The organism is Kribbella sp. NPDC020701 (assembly GCF_055562215.1).
The window spans coordinates 171,397-188,821 of the sequence record NZ_JBVHFT010000007.1; the positions used below are offsets into that span (position 1 = coordinate 171,397).

16 protein-coding genes are annotated in these 17,425 nt (G+C 68.1%); 11 read left to right on the forward strand and 5 right to left on the reverse strand.

What is annotated here, in order from left to right; genetic code table 11:
• Nucleotides 1–386 precede the first annotated feature (386 nt).
• Nucleotides 387–1,121, forward strand: coding sequence for an SDR family NAD(P)-dependent oxidoreductase (locus ACZ3HV_RS18615; protein WP_465685864.1), 735 nt, complete (start codon nt 387–389; stop codon nt 1,119–1,121).
• On the opposite strand, the gene ACZ3HV_RS18620 is transcribed toward ACZ3HV_RS18615, so the two are convergent.
• Nucleotides 1,098–2,582 carry an FGGY-family carbohydrate kinase gene (locus ACZ3HV_RS18620; protein WP_465685866.1) on the reverse strand — a complete coding sequence of 495 codons (1,485 nt, stop codon included), beginning with the start codon at nt 2,580–2,582 and terminating at the stop codon, nt 1,098–1,100. The genes ACZ3HV_RS18615 and ACZ3HV_RS18620 overlap by 24 nt on opposite strands.
• A 166-nt stretch (nt 2,583–2,748) precedes the next feature.
• On the opposite strand from ACZ3HV_RS18620, the gene ACZ3HV_RS18625 reads away from it, so the two are divergent.
• Genes ACZ3HV_RS18625 through ACZ3HV_RS18645 form a run of 5 tightly spaced genes read left to right on the forward strand, consistent with a single transcriptional unit; the run spans nt 2,749 to nt 9,531 of the window.
• Nucleotides 2,749–4,008, forward strand: coding sequence for an ABC transporter substrate-binding protein (locus tag ACZ3HV_RS18625; RefSeq protein ID WP_465685868.1), 1,260 nt, complete (start codon nt 2,749–2,751; stop codon nt 4,006–4,008).
• The gene (locus ACZ3HV_RS18630) at nt 4,008–4,895 is read left to right on the forward strand and encodes a carbohydrate ABC transporter permease (RefSeq protein WP_465685870.1); all 888 of its coding nucleotides are present in this window, start codon (nt 4,008–4,010) and stop codon (nt 4,893–4,895) included. Before ACZ3HV_RS18625 ends, ACZ3HV_RS18630 begins: the two co-directional genes overlap by 1 nt.
• On the forward strand, nt 4,895–5,824 hold the full coding sequence (locus tag ACZ3HV_RS18635) for a carbohydrate ABC transporter permease (protein ID WP_465685872.1): 930 nt from the start codon (nt 4,895–4,897) through the stop codon (nt 5,822–5,824). The genes ACZ3HV_RS18630 and ACZ3HV_RS18635 overlap by 1 nt, the downstream gene beginning before the upstream one ends.
• Complete coding sequence (locus ACZ3HV_RS18640; RefSeq protein WP_465685874.1) at nt 5,821–8,271, forward strand: beta-galactosidase; 2,451 nt, start codon at nt 5,821–5,823, stop codon at nt 8,269–8,271. Before ACZ3HV_RS18635 ends, ACZ3HV_RS18640 begins: the two co-directional genes overlap by 4 nt.
• A gap of 12 nt (nt 8,272–8,283) precedes the next feature.
• Entirely contained in the window at nt 8,284–9,531 is a 1,248-nt protein-coding gene (locus ACZ3HV_RS18645) for an ROK family protein (protein WP_465685876.1), read from the forward strand.
• Here ACZ3HV_RS18645 and ACZ3HV_RS18650 read toward each other — a convergent pair.
• Nucleotides 9,528–11,369 (reverse strand): ABC transporter ATP-binding protein, encoded by a 1,842-nt coding sequence (locus tag ACZ3HV_RS18650; RefSeq protein WP_465685878.1) that lies wholly within the window; start codon nt 11,367–11,369, stop codon nt 9,528–9,530. The genes ACZ3HV_RS18645 and ACZ3HV_RS18650 overlap by 4 nt on opposite strands.
• Nucleotides 11,370–11,571: 202 nt before the next feature.
• Between ACZ3HV_RS18650 and ACZ3HV_RS18655 the strand changes: the two genes are divergently transcribed.
• Complete coding sequence (locus ACZ3HV_RS18655) at nt 11,572–11,997, forward strand: MarR family winged helix-turn-helix transcriptional regulator (RefSeq protein ID WP_465685880.1); 426 nt, start codon at nt 11,572–11,574, stop codon at nt 11,995–11,997.
• 157 nt (nt 11,998–12,154) lie between these two features.
• Complete coding sequence (locus tag ACZ3HV_RS18660) at nt 12,155–12,691, forward strand: hypothetical protein (RefSeq protein ID WP_465685882.1); 537 nt, start codon at nt 12,155–12,157, stop codon at nt 12,689–12,691.
• A gap of 68 nt (nt 12,692–12,759) precedes the next feature.
• Here ACZ3HV_RS18660 and ACZ3HV_RS18665 read toward each other — a convergent pair whose 3' ends face one another.
• A complete protein-coding gene (locus ACZ3HV_RS18665) occupies nt 12,760–13,671 on the reverse strand; it encodes a 2-dehydropantoate 2-reductase (RefSeq protein WP_465685884.1) in 912 nt (303 codons plus the stop codon).
• 56 nt (nt 13,672–13,727) lie between these two features.
• Here ACZ3HV_RS18665 and ACZ3HV_RS18670 point away from each other — a divergent pair, with 56 nt between their 5' ends.
• From ACZ3HV_RS18670 to ACZ3HV_RS18680, 3 genes are read left to right on the forward strand one after another with little or no spacing between them, the layout of a single operon-like run.
• Nucleotides 13,728–14,261 (forward strand): CGNR zinc finger domain-containing protein, encoded by a 534-nt coding sequence (locus tag ACZ3HV_RS18670; RefSeq protein ID WP_465685886.1) that lies wholly within the window; start codon nt 13,728–13,730, stop codon nt 14,259–14,261.
• A 53-nt stretch (nt 14,262–14,314) separates the two neighbouring features.
• Nucleotides 14,315–14,848 carry a DinB family protein gene (locus ACZ3HV_RS18675; RefSeq protein ID WP_465685888.1) on the forward strand — a complete coding sequence of 178 codons (534 nt, stop codon included), beginning with the start codon at nt 14,315–14,317 and terminating at the stop codon, nt 14,846–14,848.
• The gene (locus ACZ3HV_RS18680; RefSeq protein WP_465685890.1) at nt 14,845–15,798 is read left to right on the forward strand and encodes an alpha/beta hydrolase; all 954 of its coding nucleotides are present in this window, start codon (nt 14,845–14,847) and stop codon (nt 15,796–15,798) included. The genes ACZ3HV_RS18675 and ACZ3HV_RS18680 overlap by 4 nt, the downstream gene beginning before the upstream one ends.
• Here ACZ3HV_RS18680 and ACZ3HV_RS18685 read toward each other — a convergent pair.
• On the reverse strand, nt 15,779–16,489 hold the full coding sequence (locus tag ACZ3HV_RS18685; RefSeq protein WP_465685892.1) for a hypothetical protein: 711 nt from the start codon (nt 16,487–16,489) through the stop codon (nt 15,779–15,781). The two genes, ACZ3HV_RS18680 and ACZ3HV_RS18685, sit on opposite strands and share 20 nt — an antisense overlap.
• A 28-nt stretch (nt 16,490–16,517) precedes the next feature.
• Nucleotides 16,518–17,363 carry a LysR family transcriptional regulator gene (locus ACZ3HV_RS18690; protein WP_465685894.1) on the reverse strand — a complete coding sequence of 282 codons (846 nt, stop codon included), beginning with the start codon at nt 17,361–17,363 and terminating at the stop codon, nt 16,518–16,520.
• Nucleotides 17,364–17,425: the final 62 nt, after the last annotated feature.

Sequence of the window (17,425 nt, forward strand, 5' to 3'; positions counted from 1 at the left end):
GCCCACCGGTCTCGGTCCAGTACCTCTTGACGAAGTAGGTCCCGCCGGCCGGCTCCAACCGCCAGGTGTCGGTGTCGCACGTACGCCGACCAGCTCGAGCGTCGCTGCTGATCCAAGGTCTCGCGGACACAAGTGTCTGGTCCACGCACGCGATCCGCCTTGTCTGGCTGAGAATTCGCTGTGAGCTCGATGGCAAGGCGAGCGTTCTTGCGGTGCGCGCCGGTGCTGATAGCAATGGCGTCGTCGCTGGTAGTCAGAAACGCCGACAGGGGTTCGATCTGACGCGATAGCGACGTAGGCTGCTGCTGCTGCGGGGGGACCGTTGGGGCTGCAGGGGGGAACTGCGTGATGCTCGACTTTGGCCTGCCCTTGGGCAGGTGGATGCGGTGATCGGGTTGGGACGGATTCTGGTCTGGATCTCTGGTGCGTCGGCCGGACTAGGCGCCGCACTGGCGGCGACGATCCCGTTCGACGCGGAAGTCGTGGACATCTCGCGCCGCGGTGGTACGCCGGGGGCCCACCACGTCGCGGTCGATCTCGCGGACCCGGCCTCGTGGCCCGTGGTCGAGAAGGATTTCTGGCAGCGGATGGATGAATATCCCGCGGACATGGTGATCTTCGTCCACAACGCCGGCACGCTGACCCCGCTGGGACCGGCCGACCGGGTCGACACCGCGCAGTACACGCGCAACGTGCTGCTCAACTCGGCCGCGGCCCAGGTCCTCGGTCACGCGTTCCTGAGCGCGGTGTCCGGGCGGGACTGCGAGCAGCACCTGATCATGATGTCGTCGGGTGCCGCCCGACGTCCGCACGAAGGCGAGTCCAGCTACTGCGCCGGCAAGGCCGCGATCGACCAGTGGGTCCGCACGACCGGCCTGGAACAGAACCGGCGAGATCGGGGCTGCCGGGTGATTTCGGTATCGCCTGGCGCGGTCGACACCGACATGCAGGCCGAGTTGCGCGCGTGTAGCGACGATCAGGTCCCCGAGTCCGACCGCTTCCGCGAGATGGACGCCAAGGGCCTGCTGGCCAAGCCGGAGGACGTCGCCCGTACGGTCTGGTCGCTGCTCGACCGCGACCTCGACAACGGCAGCGTCCTACACATCCGCGATCTCACCTGAGCGTGCCAGCCGGTGGATCTGCGCACGAGTCGCCGGATACAGCTCCGTGTAGGTCTGGAAGAGCTCAGCGTACGTCGAAGCCGTCGACGGATCGGGCCGAACCACGTGATCAGGCTTCGCCCAGTCTGTGTCCGGCGAGACCAAGCCGATCCCGATCGCCGCCAGCAGCGCATCGCCGTACGACGCTCCGATCGTCTGCCGGGGCAACTGCTGTTCGACCCCGCAGACATCGCTCACGATCTGCGTCCACAACCCGCCCTGCGTACCACCGCCGACCGCGACGATGCGTTCCGGCCGCCCGGCGGCCACCTCGAAGTTGTCGACAATCTGCCGCACCCCACAGGCGATTCCTTCGTACGCCGCTCGCAGCAAGTGACCACGTCCGTGCCGCAGGGTGAGTCCCGCGATCACGCCACGCGCCAGCGGATCGTAGATCGGCGTCCGTTCGCCACTGAAGTACGGCAGCATCACCAGTCCCTCGCTGCCCGCGGGAACAGCGGCGGCCTCCGAAACCAGGGTCTCGAACGGCACGCCGCCGGTCAGGTCCTGCAGCCAGGTGGTGATCGTCCCGGACGTCGCCATGCCGGCGGCCAGCGTGTGGGATGACGGCTCGACGCCGGATGTAGTCCAGAGCCCACGCACACTGGTCGGTGCAGTCAGCACCTGCACGAAGAACATCGTGGAGCCGTACATCAGCATCAGATCGCCAGGACGCCGTACGCCGACGCTGAAGGCTTCCGCCCACGCGTCGACCGTGCCCGCAACAACCGGAGTCCCCTCAGCCAGACCCGTCGCCGCAGCCGCCGCGCCGTGCACGACCCCGACCTGCTCGGAAGGCCACACCAACCGCGGCAGCGCCAGGCCCGGCAGTACGGCGTGCGCCCAGTCCCTGGCCCAGTCCTGCGTGTGGATGTCGTAGAAGGGATCGCACTGGCTCGCGGTGTGGTGATCCAGCACCCATTCACCGGTCAACCGGGCCACGACGTACGTGTGCGCGCTGAACCACCGGTCCTGCGGACGCCATGCCTCCCCCGCCGCACGCCGCAACCACGCCAGCTTCGGACCGATCGCCTGACTGGACAGGTCCTTGCCACAGCGTTCGAGGATCGCGTCCGCACCGAGTTGCTCGGTGATCTCGGTGATCTCCCGGGTCGCTCGCGTGTCGACGCCGTACAGGATCGCGGGCCGGCGTGGCCGAAGCTCCGCATCGGTCTGCACCACGCACGGCCCGAGACCGGAGACACAGACCGCGGCGACGTCGGGCTGCGCTGAGGTCAGCTCCGCCAGCACCTGGACGACATCACCCCACCAGTCGCGGTCCGCGTCCATCTCGGCCCAGCCGGGCCGGGGCAGGTCGGGCGCGTGATCGCGCCGCGCGACCGCGTGCACCGTCCCGTCCGGCGTGGTCAGGACGGCCTTGGTACTGGCGGTGCCGATGTCGACCCCGATGACGAAGCTCATCCGCCAATCTTCCAGCAGCGTGCGGGGTCACGGTTTGGACACCCGGGCGGCGAGGTCTTGTCAGAGATTATTCCAATGGTTAGTTTAACCGCCACTCTAATCGAGCGGGGCTGCGCGGAAGAGGTGTGCGATGGGAACAGGGTTCTCCCGGCGAGGTTTTCTCGGCATGGGACTGGCGGCCGGCGTGATCACGCTGACGGCCTGTGGATCGGACAACGACAAGGGCTCGACGTCGGGGAACAACGCCACCGCCGCCAACCTGGTGATGACGGTGTGGGGCGGGGAGAACGACAAGACGACGTACCAGAAGCGGATCGACCTGCTGGTCAAGAAGTACCCGGAGCTGAAGATCACGCTGCAGCTGATCCCGAACGACGGGTACGCCCAGAAGGTCCAGACGATGATTGCCGGTGGCAAGGGCCCCGACATCATGCAGGTCGCGGAGAGCGTCAACGTCTACTCGAGCAAGAACCAGATCCAGCCGCTGGACGACCTGGCCTCGAAGGCCGGACTGGACCTGGAGAAGCGGTTCGGCGCGATCGGCAAGCTCTACTCCTACCAGGACAAGGTCTACGCGATCCCGGACCGGTCCGGCGCCATGATCGTCTTCTACAACAAGGCGCTGTTCGATGCCAAGGGCATCAAGGCGCCGAGCGCGGACTGGACCTGGGACGACGCGCTCGGCGCGTTCAAGGAGCTGACCGTCCCCGGCAAGCAGTGGGGCTACGCCGGCGGCGGCTGGTGGGCGCAGTGGTGGAGCTTCGTGTACCAGAACGGCGGCAAGATCATCGACGACAGCGGCAAGCCCGCGGTCGCCAGTGACGAGGTGATCGACGCGCTCCAGTGGACCGGGGACCTGATCTTCAAGCACGGCGTCGTACCGACCCAGAAGCAGTACGCCGACATGGGCGCGGACGTCGGCGGGGACCAGGCCTTCGCGAACGGCAAGGTCGCGGTCAACACCACCGGCTTCTGGGGGATCAGCGGCCTGACCAAGTCCAAGATCGAGTGGGACATCGCGCCGCTGTGGAAGGGCAAGCAGCAGGCCGTGACCGCGTTCGGCAGCGGCCTGGCCATCTCCCGGACGGCGAAGAACCCGGAGGCGGCGTTCAAGGCGATCGACTTCCTCACCTCGCCCGAGGCCCAGCAGCAGATCATCGCAACCGGCCAGGACGTGCCGGCCAGCCTGGAGGTGCAGAAGAGCGACGCGTTCCTGAAGCCGGCCTGGATGACCAAGCCGGTGAACATGGATGTGTTCGGCGAGTCGAGCGACTTCATCTACCGGGCGCCGTTCATCCCGGCCTGGAACGAGATGCAGAAGGCGTTCGACGACGGGCTGGCCGACTTCTGGCTGGGCAAGCAGGACGCCCGGACGGCGCTGACCGCGGTCCAGAAGCGGCTCGAGTCGATCGTCAAGCCGGGCTGATGTCGAGGCTGCGCCGCCGTGAGGCGCTCTGGTTCTACCTGTTCGCGTCGCCGTGGATCATCGGGTTCGTCGTCTTCCTGCTCGGCCCGATGCTCGCGTCGGTCTACATCTCGCTGACCGACTGGGACTCGTTCACGGCGCCGAAGTGGGTCGGGCTGGACAACTACACCCGGCTGCTCACCGAGGATCCGGTGTTCTGGAAGGCGTTGTGGAACACGTTCTACTACGCCGCGATCTCGGTCCCGCTCGGGCTCGTGATCGGCCTGTGGCTGGCGAACCTGCTGAACAAGCAGGTTCGCGCCCGCAAGGTGTTCCGGACGCTGATCTACCTGCCGACCCTGGTCCCGCTGGTGGCGACCGCGATGATCTTCAAGATGGTACTCGCGCCGTCCGGGCCGCTGAACGACGTACTGGGCTGGTTCGGGATCCCCGGGCCGTCCTGGTTGCTGGAGTCGGGCTGGGTGAAGCCGGCGCTGATCCTGCTGTCCGTCTGGGGTGCCGGTGGCGCGACCGTACTGTTGCTCGCGGCAATGAAAGGCATCCCGCGGGAGCTGTACGAGGCGGCCGAGGTGGACGGTGCCGGACCGGTCCGGCAGTTCTGGAGCATCACCGTCCCGCAGCTGACCCCGATCATCTTCTTCAACCTGGTGATGGGACTGATCGGCGCGTTCCAGGTGTTCTCGCAGGTCTACATCCTGACCAAGGGCGGGCCGAACAACGCCAGCCAGATGATGGTGCCGCTGCTGTTCGACGAGGCGTTCTCCTTCTACCACCTGGGCTACGCGTCGGCGATCTCGTGGCTGCTCTTCGCGGTGATCCTGGTGTTCACCCTGCTCGCCTTCCGCACCGCCCGGCGCTGGGTGTTCTACGAAACCGAGGTGAAGTGATGACCACCGTCATCTCCGCTGTCGCACCACCGGAGCAGGAGTCCGGGCCCGGACCGGAGCGGACCCCCAGCAAGGACCGGATCATCGGGGTGTTCCGGGCGACGCCGTTCAGCTACGCGACGCTGATCATCGTGTCCGCGGTGCTCTCCGTACCGCTGGTGTTCGTGGTGTCGATCGCGCTGTCGAGCGATCAGACCGTCAACGCGAACACCTTCACGATCTTTCCGCGGGAGTTCGGCTGGGACAACTTCACCCGGGTGTTCAGCACCGAACTGCCGATGCAGCGGTTCCTGCTGAACTCGGTGATCATCTCGGCCGGCGCGGTGATCGGGCAGGTGCTGTCCAGCGGACTGGTCGGGTACGCGTTCGCACGGCTGCGCGCACCGGGCAAGAACGCGCTGTTCATCATCGTGATCGCGACCATGATGATCCCGGCGCAGATCACGATGATCCCGCAGTTCATCCTGTTCAAGGAGCTCGGGTGGGTGAACACCTACCTTCCGCTGATCGTGCCGAACTTCTTCTCCAACGCCTTCAACGTCTTCCTCGTCCGGCAGTTCGTGTCCCGGCTGCCGAGTGAGATCGACGAGGCCGCGATGGTGGACGGGCTCGGCTTCTTCGGGATCTACCGCCGGATCATGCTGCCGATGCTCGCACCGGTGCTGATCGCGATCGGCATCTTCACCCTGACCGCGACCTGGGGTGATTTCATGGGTCCGTTGATCTACCTGAACGACGAGGCCAAGATGCCGCTCGCCCTCGGCGTGCAGTACATCACCAGTACGTCGGCCGCCCTCCAGGCGCCGCCGTGGAACCTGGTGATGGTCGGCTCGATCTTGCTCACCTTGCCGATGATCCTGGTCTATTACCTGGGTCAGCGGTATCTGTACGAGATGGACATCAGCGGCGGGAGTGCGGGAGTCAAGTGAGCTCGATTTCTTTGAACAGCCAGGGCGTCGTCGTCGACGGCAAGCCGGCGGTCGTGCTGTGCGCGTCACTGTTCTACTTCCGGTTGCCCCGGGAGCAGTGGCGCGCTCGGCTCGAACAGGTCCGCGCATCCGGCTACACCTGCGTGGATGTGTACCTGCCGTGGAACTTCCACGAGCTCTCCCCCGGCCGGTGGTCGTTCGAGGGCCGGCGTGACGTGGCGGCGTTCCTGGACCTCGCGGCCGAGGTCGGGTTGCACGTCATCGCCCGGCCCGGGCCGTACATCTGCTCGGAGTGGGACGGCGGCGCGCTGCCGGCGTGGCTCGGCTTGGACCCGTCGTTGCGGGTCCGGCAGAACGAGCCGCGCTTCCTGGCCGCGGCGACGGCCTGGTTCGATCAAGTCCTGCCGATGCTTGCCTCGAGACAGTACGGCGCGGGCGGTTCGGTGATCATGGTCCAGCTGGAGAACGAGCTGGACTTCTTCGACTGCACGGACCGCCCCGGATACCTGACCGCTCTGCGCGACCAGGCTGTTGCGCACGGCATCGGCGTACCGCTGATCGCTTGCGCCGGGCAAGGAGATCTGTACGGCGCGACCGGCGACGTCGAGGGCGTCGTACCGGCGTGCAACTTCTATCCGAACGACGATTCGCCTTTTGTCGAAGAGGAAGTACGGCGGTACGCGGCGCTGCTCGCGGATCGTGGGTTGCCGCTGCTGATCACCGAGACCAACCGGCGGCACCGGACCCTGCGCCGGCTCTTGGCGAGCGGTGCGTCATTGCTCGCGCCGTACCTGCAGTCGTCGGGATGGAACTTCGGCTACACGCCGTCGAGTGGGAACTGGGGTCAGCCGGGCAACTTCATGAGCCACGGCTACGACTTCGCCGGGTACGTCTCGTCGACGGGCGCGGAGCGGCCCGAGTACGCCGAGGCGCAGGTGCTCGCCCGGGTGCTCGGAGCGCTGGGACCGCGGTTGGCGGTGGCGGCACCCGGCGAGGCGGTGGCGGTGGTCGCCGATTTCCCGACCAGCTCGTCTCCTTCGGTGCTGGAGCTGGACGGTGGTGGGCGGCTGGTCGCCGTACCCAACCTGGGCGCGGATGACGGGCGAGCTGTCGTCAACGGGGTGTCGGTGGCGGTCGGCGCGGACTCGTGTCCGCTGATGCTGGTGGATCTGCCGCTTCGGGACACGACACTGTCGCTGGCGTCGGCGGATCTGGTGGAGCTCTCCGATGACGGTCTGGTGTTCTGTTCGGCCGTCCCGGTGACCGTTGTCATCGGCAACACCTCGGTGGAGATCGCGGTCGGATCGTCGTTGGTGGTCGAAGACGTCGCGGTCACCGTCGAGCCTAGGCCCGGCGTCACGCAGCCGGAGACCTCCGGTGTGGAGCATGGGGCGGTTCTCCGCCGTACCTCGGCGGCTCCCTCGAAGCCGGCCGGTACGCATGAGCTTCCGCCGGCCTTGGAGTCCCTCGGCGTCTTCCGCGGCCGTGGTGTCTACACGACCACCACGGAACTGACTGACGAACTGCTGCTCGTGGGTGCGACGGACATCGTGGACCTGTCGATCGGCGGCCGTGTTCAGACGCTGGCCGGATTCGGTGCGACCCATCGCATCGACACTCGTGGTCTCAGTGGCGAGATCCAGGCGACCGTGGAGATCTGGGGTCACGCGAACTTCGACGACTCCCGGCTGCCTGCGCTCCGTCTCGGCGCGCTCCGCGGTCTCGGCACGGTGTGGACGATCGTCGAGTCCCGGGACATCTCCGCGCTGTGGACGGTCGACGGCCACTGGGCCGGCGACCCGGCGCCGCTGCGCACCCTCACCGGCTGGAGCAGCACCCGCGTCGGTACGCCGACCACGTACACGCGCCGTATCGACACAGACACCCCGACGGCTCTGCAGTTGAACGGCGTCCGCGAGCCGGTCACGGTAACCGTGGACGACGGGGAACCGCTCACCGTGCACGCCGAGAACCCATGGGCGCTGTTGCCCGCGGGCACCAAGCAGATCTCCGTGACGGTCCCCCATCACCCGAGCGGTGGCGGTCTCCGCGCCGAGCTGCTCTCGCTGAATCCGGTGGTCGACTGGGCGTGCGCCGTACAGGACGACGAGCTGCTGACGGCCTTCGCCGGCCACGACGCTCCGGGCTCGGCGATCGGGCTTCCGTTGACGCTGGAACCGGGCGAGGAGGCCTGGCTCGACGTGGAGCTTCCAACGTTGGAGAATGGTCTTGTACTCCGGCCGGAGGGGACCCAGTTGCGCGTCACGGGCTGGGCGTCCGGAGAGTGTGTGGGGAGGGTGTGGCTCGGTGACCGACCGGCCTTTTCCGGCGGCGATCCCGACGTACTGTGGATTCCGCCGGGCTGGTCCGGGCTGACGCTGCTGGTGCGGGGCGTCGAGGGTCCGGCCACGCCTGAGCTACGTACGCTACGGCTGGAGTCGACTTAGAAGGGGGACAGAGTGCCGCGGCAGACATCCCGTGACCTGCGCAACGAGAGCCGGTTCGAGGTCCTGCACGCACTCTTCACGCTCGGGCCGTCGACCCGGCAGGAGATCGCCAAGCACACCGGCCTGAGCACGGCGACCGTCGCCACGCTCGTGACCCAGTTCCTGGCCGAGGGCGTGCTGCGGATCGCGACCGTCGAGCAGAACACCGTCGGCCGCCCGTACGAGCGACTCACCATCGACCCCGACCGTGGCCGCATCCTCGGCATCGACGTGGCCGAGACCTACGTCGACGCGACCGTGTACGACGTCACCCTCGGCCCGCTCGGCCAGAGCGAGGTCGCGCTCGACGAGCACCAGAACGGCCAGGCGTACGTCGTGGACGGCATCGTCGCCGCGATCGACGCGGCGGTCGCGGCCAGCGGCACCGACCGCAAGCGGATCATCGGCGCCGGCGTCAGCATGCCCGGCCAGGTCCGCCCGGACGCCGGCGTGTCGGTGTTCGCGCCGAACTGGGACTGGCACGACGTCAAGATCGAGGCCCTGCTCGAGGAACGCCTCGGCATGCCGGTGTACGTCGACAACCCGCTGAAGGCCGTTGCGCTGTCGGAGATGTGGTTCGGTGTCGGCCGGGTGACGAAGAGCATGGCCGTGGTCAACCTCGGCACCGGGGTCGGCGCCGGGATCGCGATCGACGGGTCGCTGCTGCGCGGTGCGGCCAACAACGCGGGCGAGTGGGGGCACACGCTGCTCCAGCTCGACGGGCGGCCGTGCCGGTGTGGGCGGCTCGGCTGCGTCGAGGCCTACCTCGGTGTGCACGGCCTGCAGACCACGCTGGCCGAGATCGACCCGGATCATCCAGCGCTGCGGCAGCCTTTGCAGCGCGGGTTCGTCGACGCGGTCGCGGATGGTCTGGCCGAGGACGACCCGGCGCTGATCGAGCTCGCCCGGCGTACGTCGCACTACCTCGCGGCCTCGCTCGGCGACCTGGTGAACCTGCTGAACCTTCCGCACATCACCCTCACCGGCTGGACCACCGTGGCGTTGTCCGAGTGGCTGATCCCCGCGGTCCGCGAGGAGTTGCCCGTGCATGTCCTGCCCGGCTCCCTCCCGGGCCTCACCGTCGAGGCCTCCCACGTCCCCGGCAACCCGGTGTCGCTGGGCATGGCGGCGTTCACCTTGGAGCAGTTCCTCGGCGCCCTCGGCCTGGCCAGCCCGGCGAGCGCCCCCAGCACCCGCCGCCGCCTCCGCTCGCCGGCTTAGGCGGCTTTCTCGAACTGGGTTGCGTAGAGGTCGGCGTACAGGCCGCCGTTGGCGAGGAGTTCGTCGTGGGTGCCGCGTTCGCGGATGCGGCCGTCGTCCAGGACGAGGATGACGTCGGCGTTGCGGACCGTGGAAAGGCGGTGCGCGATCACCAGCGACGTACGACCGACGAGCGCATTGGCCAAAGCGGCCTGGACCGCGGCCTCGGACTCGGAGTCCAGGTGGGCGGTCGCCTCGTCGAGAATGACGAGCGACGGCGACTTGAGCAGTAGCCGCGCGATCGCGAGCCGCTGGCGCTCACCACCGGACAACCGGTAGCCGCGATCACCAACGACGGTCTCGAGACCGTCAGGCAGACTGTCGACCAGAGTGGAGATCTGCGCGGCTTTGAGTGCCTCGTGCAGTTCCGCGTCGGTCGCTTCCGGGCGGGCGAGCAGCAGGTTGGCGCGGATCGTGTCGTGGTACATGTGCGAGTCCTGGGTGACCACGCCGATCACCGCGCGCAGCGAGCGCTGAGTGACCTCGCGGACGTCGTGGCCGCCGACGAGTACGGCACCACCGGTCACGTCGTACATCCGCGAGACCAGCGACGAGAGTGTCGTCTTGCCGGCGCCGGACGGGCCGACGACGGCGACCATCTGCCCGGGCTCGACGGTGAAGCTGACGTCCTTCAGGACCTCCTCGCCGGTCTCGGCCGACAGGGTCGCGACCGACTCGAGCGAGGCGAGCGACACGTCCTTGGCGGACGGGTAGTGGAAGGACACGTGGTCGAACTCGATCGACGGCTCGGCGCTGGCCGGCAGTTCCTTCGCGTCCTTGCGATCGGCAACCATCGGCGGGAGGTCGAGTACCTCGAGCACGCGCTCGAAGCTGACCAGCGTCGTCATCACGTCGACCTGGATGTTGGACAGTGCGGTGAGCGGGCCGTACAGACGGTTCAGGTACGCCGTCAGGGCGACGACCGTACCGATCCCGAGGGTTCCCGCGACCGCGAACACGCCGCCGACGCCGTACACCAGAGCGACCGCCAGAGCGGCGACCAGGGTCAGGGAGACTCGGAAGATGCTCGCGTACATCGCGGTGGTGACGCCGATGTCGCGGACCCGGGCGGCCTTGCCGGCGAAGTCCCGGGACGAGTCCTCGGTCCGGCCGAACACCTTGGCCAGGACGGCTCCGGCCACATTGAACCGCTCGGTCATCGTCTGCGCCATCGTCGCGTTCAGCTTGTAGGTCTCTGCGGTTGCCTCGCGCAACTTCCCGGCCAGCAGCCGGGCGGGGATGACGAACAGTGGCAGCACGACCAGCGCGAGCAGGGTGATCTGCCAGGACATCACGAACATCGCGGCGAGTACGAGGGCGACGCTGAGCAGGTTGCTGACGACATTGGACAGGGTCGAGGTGAACGCCTGCTGGGCACCGAGAACGTCGCCGTTCAGGCGCTGGATCAGCGCACCGGTCTGCGTCCGGCTGAAGAACGCGACCGGCAGCTGCTGCACGTGGTCGAACACGGCGGTACGCAGGTCGTAGACGAGCCCTTCACCGATCCGGGCCGAGAACCAGCGTTCACCCAAGGTGATCGCGCTGTTGGCGATCGCAAGCAGTGCGACGACGAGGGCCAGCCACACCACGACCTGGGCATCGCCCGGGACGATCCCGCGGTCGATGATCGCTCGGAAGAGCAAGGGGGTGACGGCGCCGGTGCCGGCGTCGAAAGCAACGAGAACAAGAAAGACGGCCAGATAGCCGCGGTACGGCCTGGCAAACCCGGCGATCCGGCGCAAAGTGCCCGCGGAGAGCTTGTGGTGCCGAACAGAAGAGTCCTTCAGCAACGACCGCATCGCACGCCCGCCGCCACCTCCCCCACCCGGCATTCCAGAAATCTGTGACATACAGCCCCTTCCGATCAGAAACCAAACATACTGAGGTTACCTCACTATGAGCTAACCTCACAAGATGCCTGTTTTCTTCCCGCTCACGGACGTCTGTCGCCGCGGCCGCCACGTGCCGCCCCTCCGGCTGACCTGCAACTAGGCTCTGCGCATGCACGCTCCGGATGATGCCGCGGAACAGATTGCGGCTTTGCTCGACGGGATTGTCCGCCGCCAGCGGCGCGCGTCCAGGGAGGGCTTGGGCGACACCGTCACCCACGGCCAGTTCCGCGTGCTCCGTACTCTCGACCGCGCCGAGCGGCCGCTGCGCCTGAGCGAACTGGCCGCCCAGTTGGGCATCGTCCCTCGCTCAGCCACCTCGGTCGTCGACGACCTCGAGTCCGCCGGCCTGCTCGCCCGCCGGCCCGATCCCAACGACCGCCGCGCCACCCTGGTCACCCTCACCGCCGCCGGCACCCAGATCCTCACCACCCTCCGCCAAAACCGCCGCGAAGCCATGGCCACCCAACTAACCCGCCTGACCCCCACCGAACAATCAACCCTCATCCACCTCCTCCAACGCCTCGCGGACGACTGATCTGGACCAGACGCGCCGCCGAGCGCCGAGCACGGTCGGATCCAGCTGATCGAGGGCACGAACCTCAAGTACATGCTGCTCGAGTATCTCGGTCTCGACGTGGTGATCGGCGAACTGAAACGGGCCCCACGACGCTTGTGAACACTACTGTTCTCGGATGACGAGCTATCCGGCCCAGGCACCACGGCCCGCACAAAAGAACTCACGACCCGTTCTGACGATCATCGGAGCTGGGATTGTCGTGGTGGGGCTGGTGGTCAGTGGGTTCTTCATGGTGCAACTTCTGGGGAACATTCCGGGGTCGCCGGCGCGGGTGGATGGGCGGCCGGTGGGGTTGGAGCGGGTGGGGCTGACGATCTTTTCGACGGACCGGGATGCGGTGCAGAGTTGTACGGCGAAGGATGCGAGCGGCAACGAGATTGCGTTGGAGGTGCCGTCCCGTCACGAGCAGTGGGACGACGCGGGCGACCTGTACTACGTGGTGGCTCACTCGGTGGAGCGGGTGCCGGCACAGACGGTGCAGGTGGTGTGCACCGATCAGAACACGAGCTACTTCGTCGGCCAGCGGCAGTCCGCGGACATGTTTGTGGGGCCGCTCGTGCGGACTCTCGGGTCGTTCTTCGGACCGGCCGCGATCGGCGTCGTGCTGATCGTGATCGACCAGGTCAGGCGCCGGCGCCGCGCTGTCCGGTGAGCGCGGCGCCGGCCGGAAAGTGGTCCGGTCAGGCTTTCGTCTCCGCGCTCGCGTCGACCACTGACGGATCAGCTGGCGGCCGCTCGGGCGGCCGCCAGCTCGTAGAGGAACGTGTTGACCGGGGTGGGGACGCCGGCGTCGGCGCCGAGGCGGACCACCGCACCGGTCCAGGCGTCCAGCTCGGACGGTCGACCGGCGATCAGGTCCCGTTGGAGTGACGTCGTCCCGTCGGCGGGAAGCTGGTCGATCCAGGCAAGGGTCCGCGGTACGACGTCCTCGGCAAGAGCGATCCCTCGCGCGAGGGCCACGTCGCGGATCTCGGTGGTGGCCTCGGTGAGGAGCCGGCGCGTACCGGGCCTCGACCGGAGTACGCCGTACCCGACGCCGCTCGCTGCACCGAGGCCGCCACTCGGGACGACCGACAGGAACTTGGTCCACAGCGCCGCCCAGATGTCATCCGGGACGGCCGCTTGCAGTCCGGCGTCGACGAAAGCCTCACGCAGTTGGTCGGTACGAGATGACGGCTGGTTGTCCCACTCGGCGAAGCTCAACTTGCCGTTGCCGAGATGGCGGATGATCCCCGGCCCGTCGACGTACGCGATCACCTCCGCCGCTCCGGGCAGAACCGCCGCCCGGCCGTACACCTCCGCCACCTGGTCCGGCGCCTCGACGCCGTTCTGCACGGTGACGATCGCCGTACTCGCGCCGACCAGCGGGGCCATCGTGGTGATCACCTCGGGCAGCTGCCACGTCTTCACACTGACGAGCACGTAGTCGACGGCACCGAGCCCGGCCGGGTTCGCGGTCGCCCGCACCGGGAGCTCCAGGTCACCGCCCGGGCTCCGCACCACCAGTCCCTGGGACTGCAGCGCCTCCAGGTGTTTGCCGCGCGCAACAAAGCTGACGTCCTGCCCGGCCGCGGCCAAACGGGCACCGAAGTATCCGCCCACGCCACCCGCCCCGATGATCGCGATCTTCACAGCCCCACTCCTCGGTTACCGGTTTATCTGGTAACAGCGATGATAGACTACCGATCATGACGACGCGCTTCACCTGGGTCGGCGGTCGCTCGTCGGTCGACTTCACCGCGACGCTCGGCAAGCGGCTGCAGACCCCGATCGAGCGGATCCCGGCCGCCGCCGACCTGAGCCGTTGGTTCCGCGACGCCGGCCTCACCGACCAGTCCGTGACGGTCTCAGGACGCACGTTCACCCAGGCCCTGGTTCTCCGGGAAGCGCTCTACCGCCTCCTCGCGGGTACGCCGCTCGCCGAAGACGTCGACGTGGTCAACCGGTGGAGCGCCCGGCCGCTCCCCGGTCCCCGCCTGACCCGCGACCTTCGCGCCGAGCCCATCACGACCGACGCCGCCAACCTCCTCAGTGTGCTGGCGCGCGATGCGATCGACCTCCTCACCGGGCCACTCGCGGACCGGATCCGGACCTGCGCCGCCGACGACTGTTCCCTGCTGTTCGTCGATGAGAGCCGGGCCGGCCGACGTCGCTGGTGCTCGATGAACCTGTGCGGCGCCCGCGCCAAGATGGCGCAGTACCGCGCGAGCCGGGTGGATTGAAGACTTTCTTCAATCCACGGCGGGTGCGACGCGGGAACTGGTTGATTCGGGACATGCGTACACCGATGACTTCTCCGGTCGAGGCGGCCCGGTTGATCCGGGTCGACCAGGACCTGCTGTTGAGCTGGGTCGACGGACGGACCGAGGCTGAGCTGCGAGCGCCGTACCGGGTGACGGCCGGACCACTCGGCGACTTCTGCGACTCCTTGCATGACCTGATCGCGCACATCCTGATGTGGGACGAGATCACTCTTGCCGTACTCCGCGACGCCAAGGCGGGTCGTCTCCACTGGAGTCTCGACCCGCGCTGGGAGACCGCCGAGATCGGCCGCGCTCTCAACGTCGGCGGGGTCGAGGCCGGTCGCCACCTCCCGTCGGATCTGCTCCGGCACCGGTTCGACAGCGTCGGCGCTGCCCTGCTCGCCGAGATCGAGCAGTACGACGAGAAGTCGTGGGCGGACCCGTCGACGGGCGGCGGGTTCGACGGCGGCATCGGCGCTCTCGCCGAGTACGCCTCCACTCCTCCGGACGGCGTCGTCTTCGGTCACGCGGCCCGTCACCTCCAGCCCGCGCCGGTGTCCGCATGACGCCCGAGATCGTCGCCAGCCCGGAGTTCGGGGCCGAGACCGACGCACTCCTGAAGTACTTCGCGAACCAACCCGACGGGCCGGACCTCGATCCCTATCAGGCCCTCTTGCTGGACCGCGAGGAACTCCCCGATCCCGAGCTGGCCGGCGAGCGTGACCCGCGCACCAGCGCCGACGATCTCACCATCGACCTGCCGGGCCGCACCCTGCACGCTCGGGTCTACCGGATCAACCACGAGCCTCGACCGATCGTCCTGTGGCTGCACGGCGGCGGCTTCATCGGCGGCGACCTCCGCGACATCGAGAACGCGACGTCCGGGATCGCTGCCGCGGGCAACGTCATCGTTGTCTCACTCAACTATCGCGTCGCACCCGAAAACCCTTATCCAGCTGGGCTTCACGACGTCCGGGACACCCTCGACTGGCTCCGCGAACACGCCTTCGAGCTGAATGGCGACGGCCGGATCGCGGTCGGCGGGCAGAGTGCGGGTGCCGCACTCGCCGCCGGCGCCTGCCTGCTCGCGCGGGACGAGGGTACGGCGCTCCCCGACCGCCAGATCCTCTGCTACCCGAGCCTCGACGTCGACCAGGACACCGAGTCGTACCGGCTGTTCGACGGCACCTTCCTCAGCATCGCCTCCGGTCGGTGGTCCGTCGCGCAGTACTTCCCCGAGGGCGAGCTGCCCGCTGCCGCCGTGCCACTCAGGGCCGAAACCTTCGCCGGTCTCCCGCCCGCGCTGGTCCTCGCGGCCGGACGTGATCCACTGCGCGACGACGCTCGTACCTATGCCGGCCGGCTCGCGCGGGACGGCGTACCGGCGCGGTTGGTCGAGTACGCCGACACAATGCACGCATTCCTCAACTTCCCCGCCGTACTGTCCGCCGGCCGGCACGCGGTCGAGCTGATCGGCGCGGACCTGCGCACAGTGTTCAGTTGGTGTGAGGGATGAAGAACTTGCCCGGATTGCCGGCGGCCCGCGCGCCGGACTCGAGCCATGCCGCGAACGCCGCGGGCCGGCGCCGCTCGAGTTCGTCGAGGTACGCGCGGCGGACGTCCGCCATCACGATCCGACGCTCGCCTCCGGCCGCCACCTGCAGTTGCCGGAAGCTGCGCCGCCAGGCCAGACAGAGCTCCGCGTCGGTCAGTTCAGCGAGAGTCTGCCGTACGGCGAACAGATATGGACGAACCGGGAAGTCGATGAGCGGTGGCTGCGCCGTGTCGGGTCGCGTCCGGGGGGCCCGTGCCGTGACCGATCGCTTGCCGCCGGCAGGTTTCGTGGATTCGGCCGGCCGGGCGGACCGCACGCGAGCGACCACCGGCGGGGAGGAGGCGATGATCAGCCCGAGCAGGATGAGCGTGTTCAGTCCCGCGGCTGCGGCGTACCCGCTGATCGCCAGCGCCGTCAGGCCACCGCGGCCGGCCCAGCGAGGCACGATGTGGATCAGCTCTGCCGTCGGGCGCTCGTACGACAATCCCACGCTGAGGCAGATCGCTCCGGCCACGAACGCCGAAGCCAGGAAGGCGATCAGATTCGTCGTCAGGCTGAGGAACAGCGGCGCGGCGGCCACCCCGAGGACAGCCAGCAGCCCTACGGCAATTGTCCAGATTTGGTTGTACCGCGACTCCAGGCGCTCCCGCATGCGCTACTAGTGCCCATCGGGCCCCCGCTCAACACAGCGCCTCGATGAGGGCCGCCGTGGCCGGGGGGTCCGGAGGTTCGCCGTACGTCGCGAGGTAGATCCGGCGGACGATGGGCAGCTCGGTGGTCTGCACGCCCTCGAGGTGATGGGATCGCAGGGCCAGGCCGGGCATGGTCGTGACTCCGAGACCGGCCGCGACCAGAGCCTGCTTCACGATGATGTCGTCGCTGGTGTATGCGATATTCGGCGTGAATCCGGCGTTTTCGCAGTGCTGGAGCAGCTCTTGCCGGCAGTTCACGCACCCCGCGATCCACGCCGAGTCGCGATGGTCGGAGAGGGACTCCCCGGTACGGCGGCTCAACAGGTGCACCGGGTCGTCGAGCAGGTGCGTGTACCGAAGACCGTCGGCCGGGAGGTCGTCGTCGTACCGGAACAGGATCGCCAGGTCGATCTCGCCCGCGCGCAAGGCCCGCGTCGCGACGTTCGGGTGGACATCGGACAGCTCGAGCTCGAGATTCGGATGTTCCCGGCGCAGCTCGGCGGCGGCCGGTGGCACCAGGACGCTCAACGCCGAGCTGAACGCCCCGACCCGGACCCGGCCGGACCGCAGACCGACCAGCTCCGCGAGTTCGGCGTCGGCCGCGTCGACCCGGCCGATGATCTCGACCGCCCGGCGCGCGAGCACCTCACCTTCGGGCGTGAGCCGGATGCCACGCCCGACGCGCTGGACCAGCTTCGCGCCGGTCGCCGCCTCCAGGCGGGCGAGGTGGTGACTGACGGTGGGCTGGGTGTAGTGCAGCGCGTCGGCCGCCGCGGTCACCGAACCGTGCGCGGCAACCGCAGCCAGCACCCGCAGCCGAACCAGATCAAGCATGCATCGATGCTATCTATACTTCCCACCTCAGATTGGCGTTAGACGCATACGTCTGATCCGGG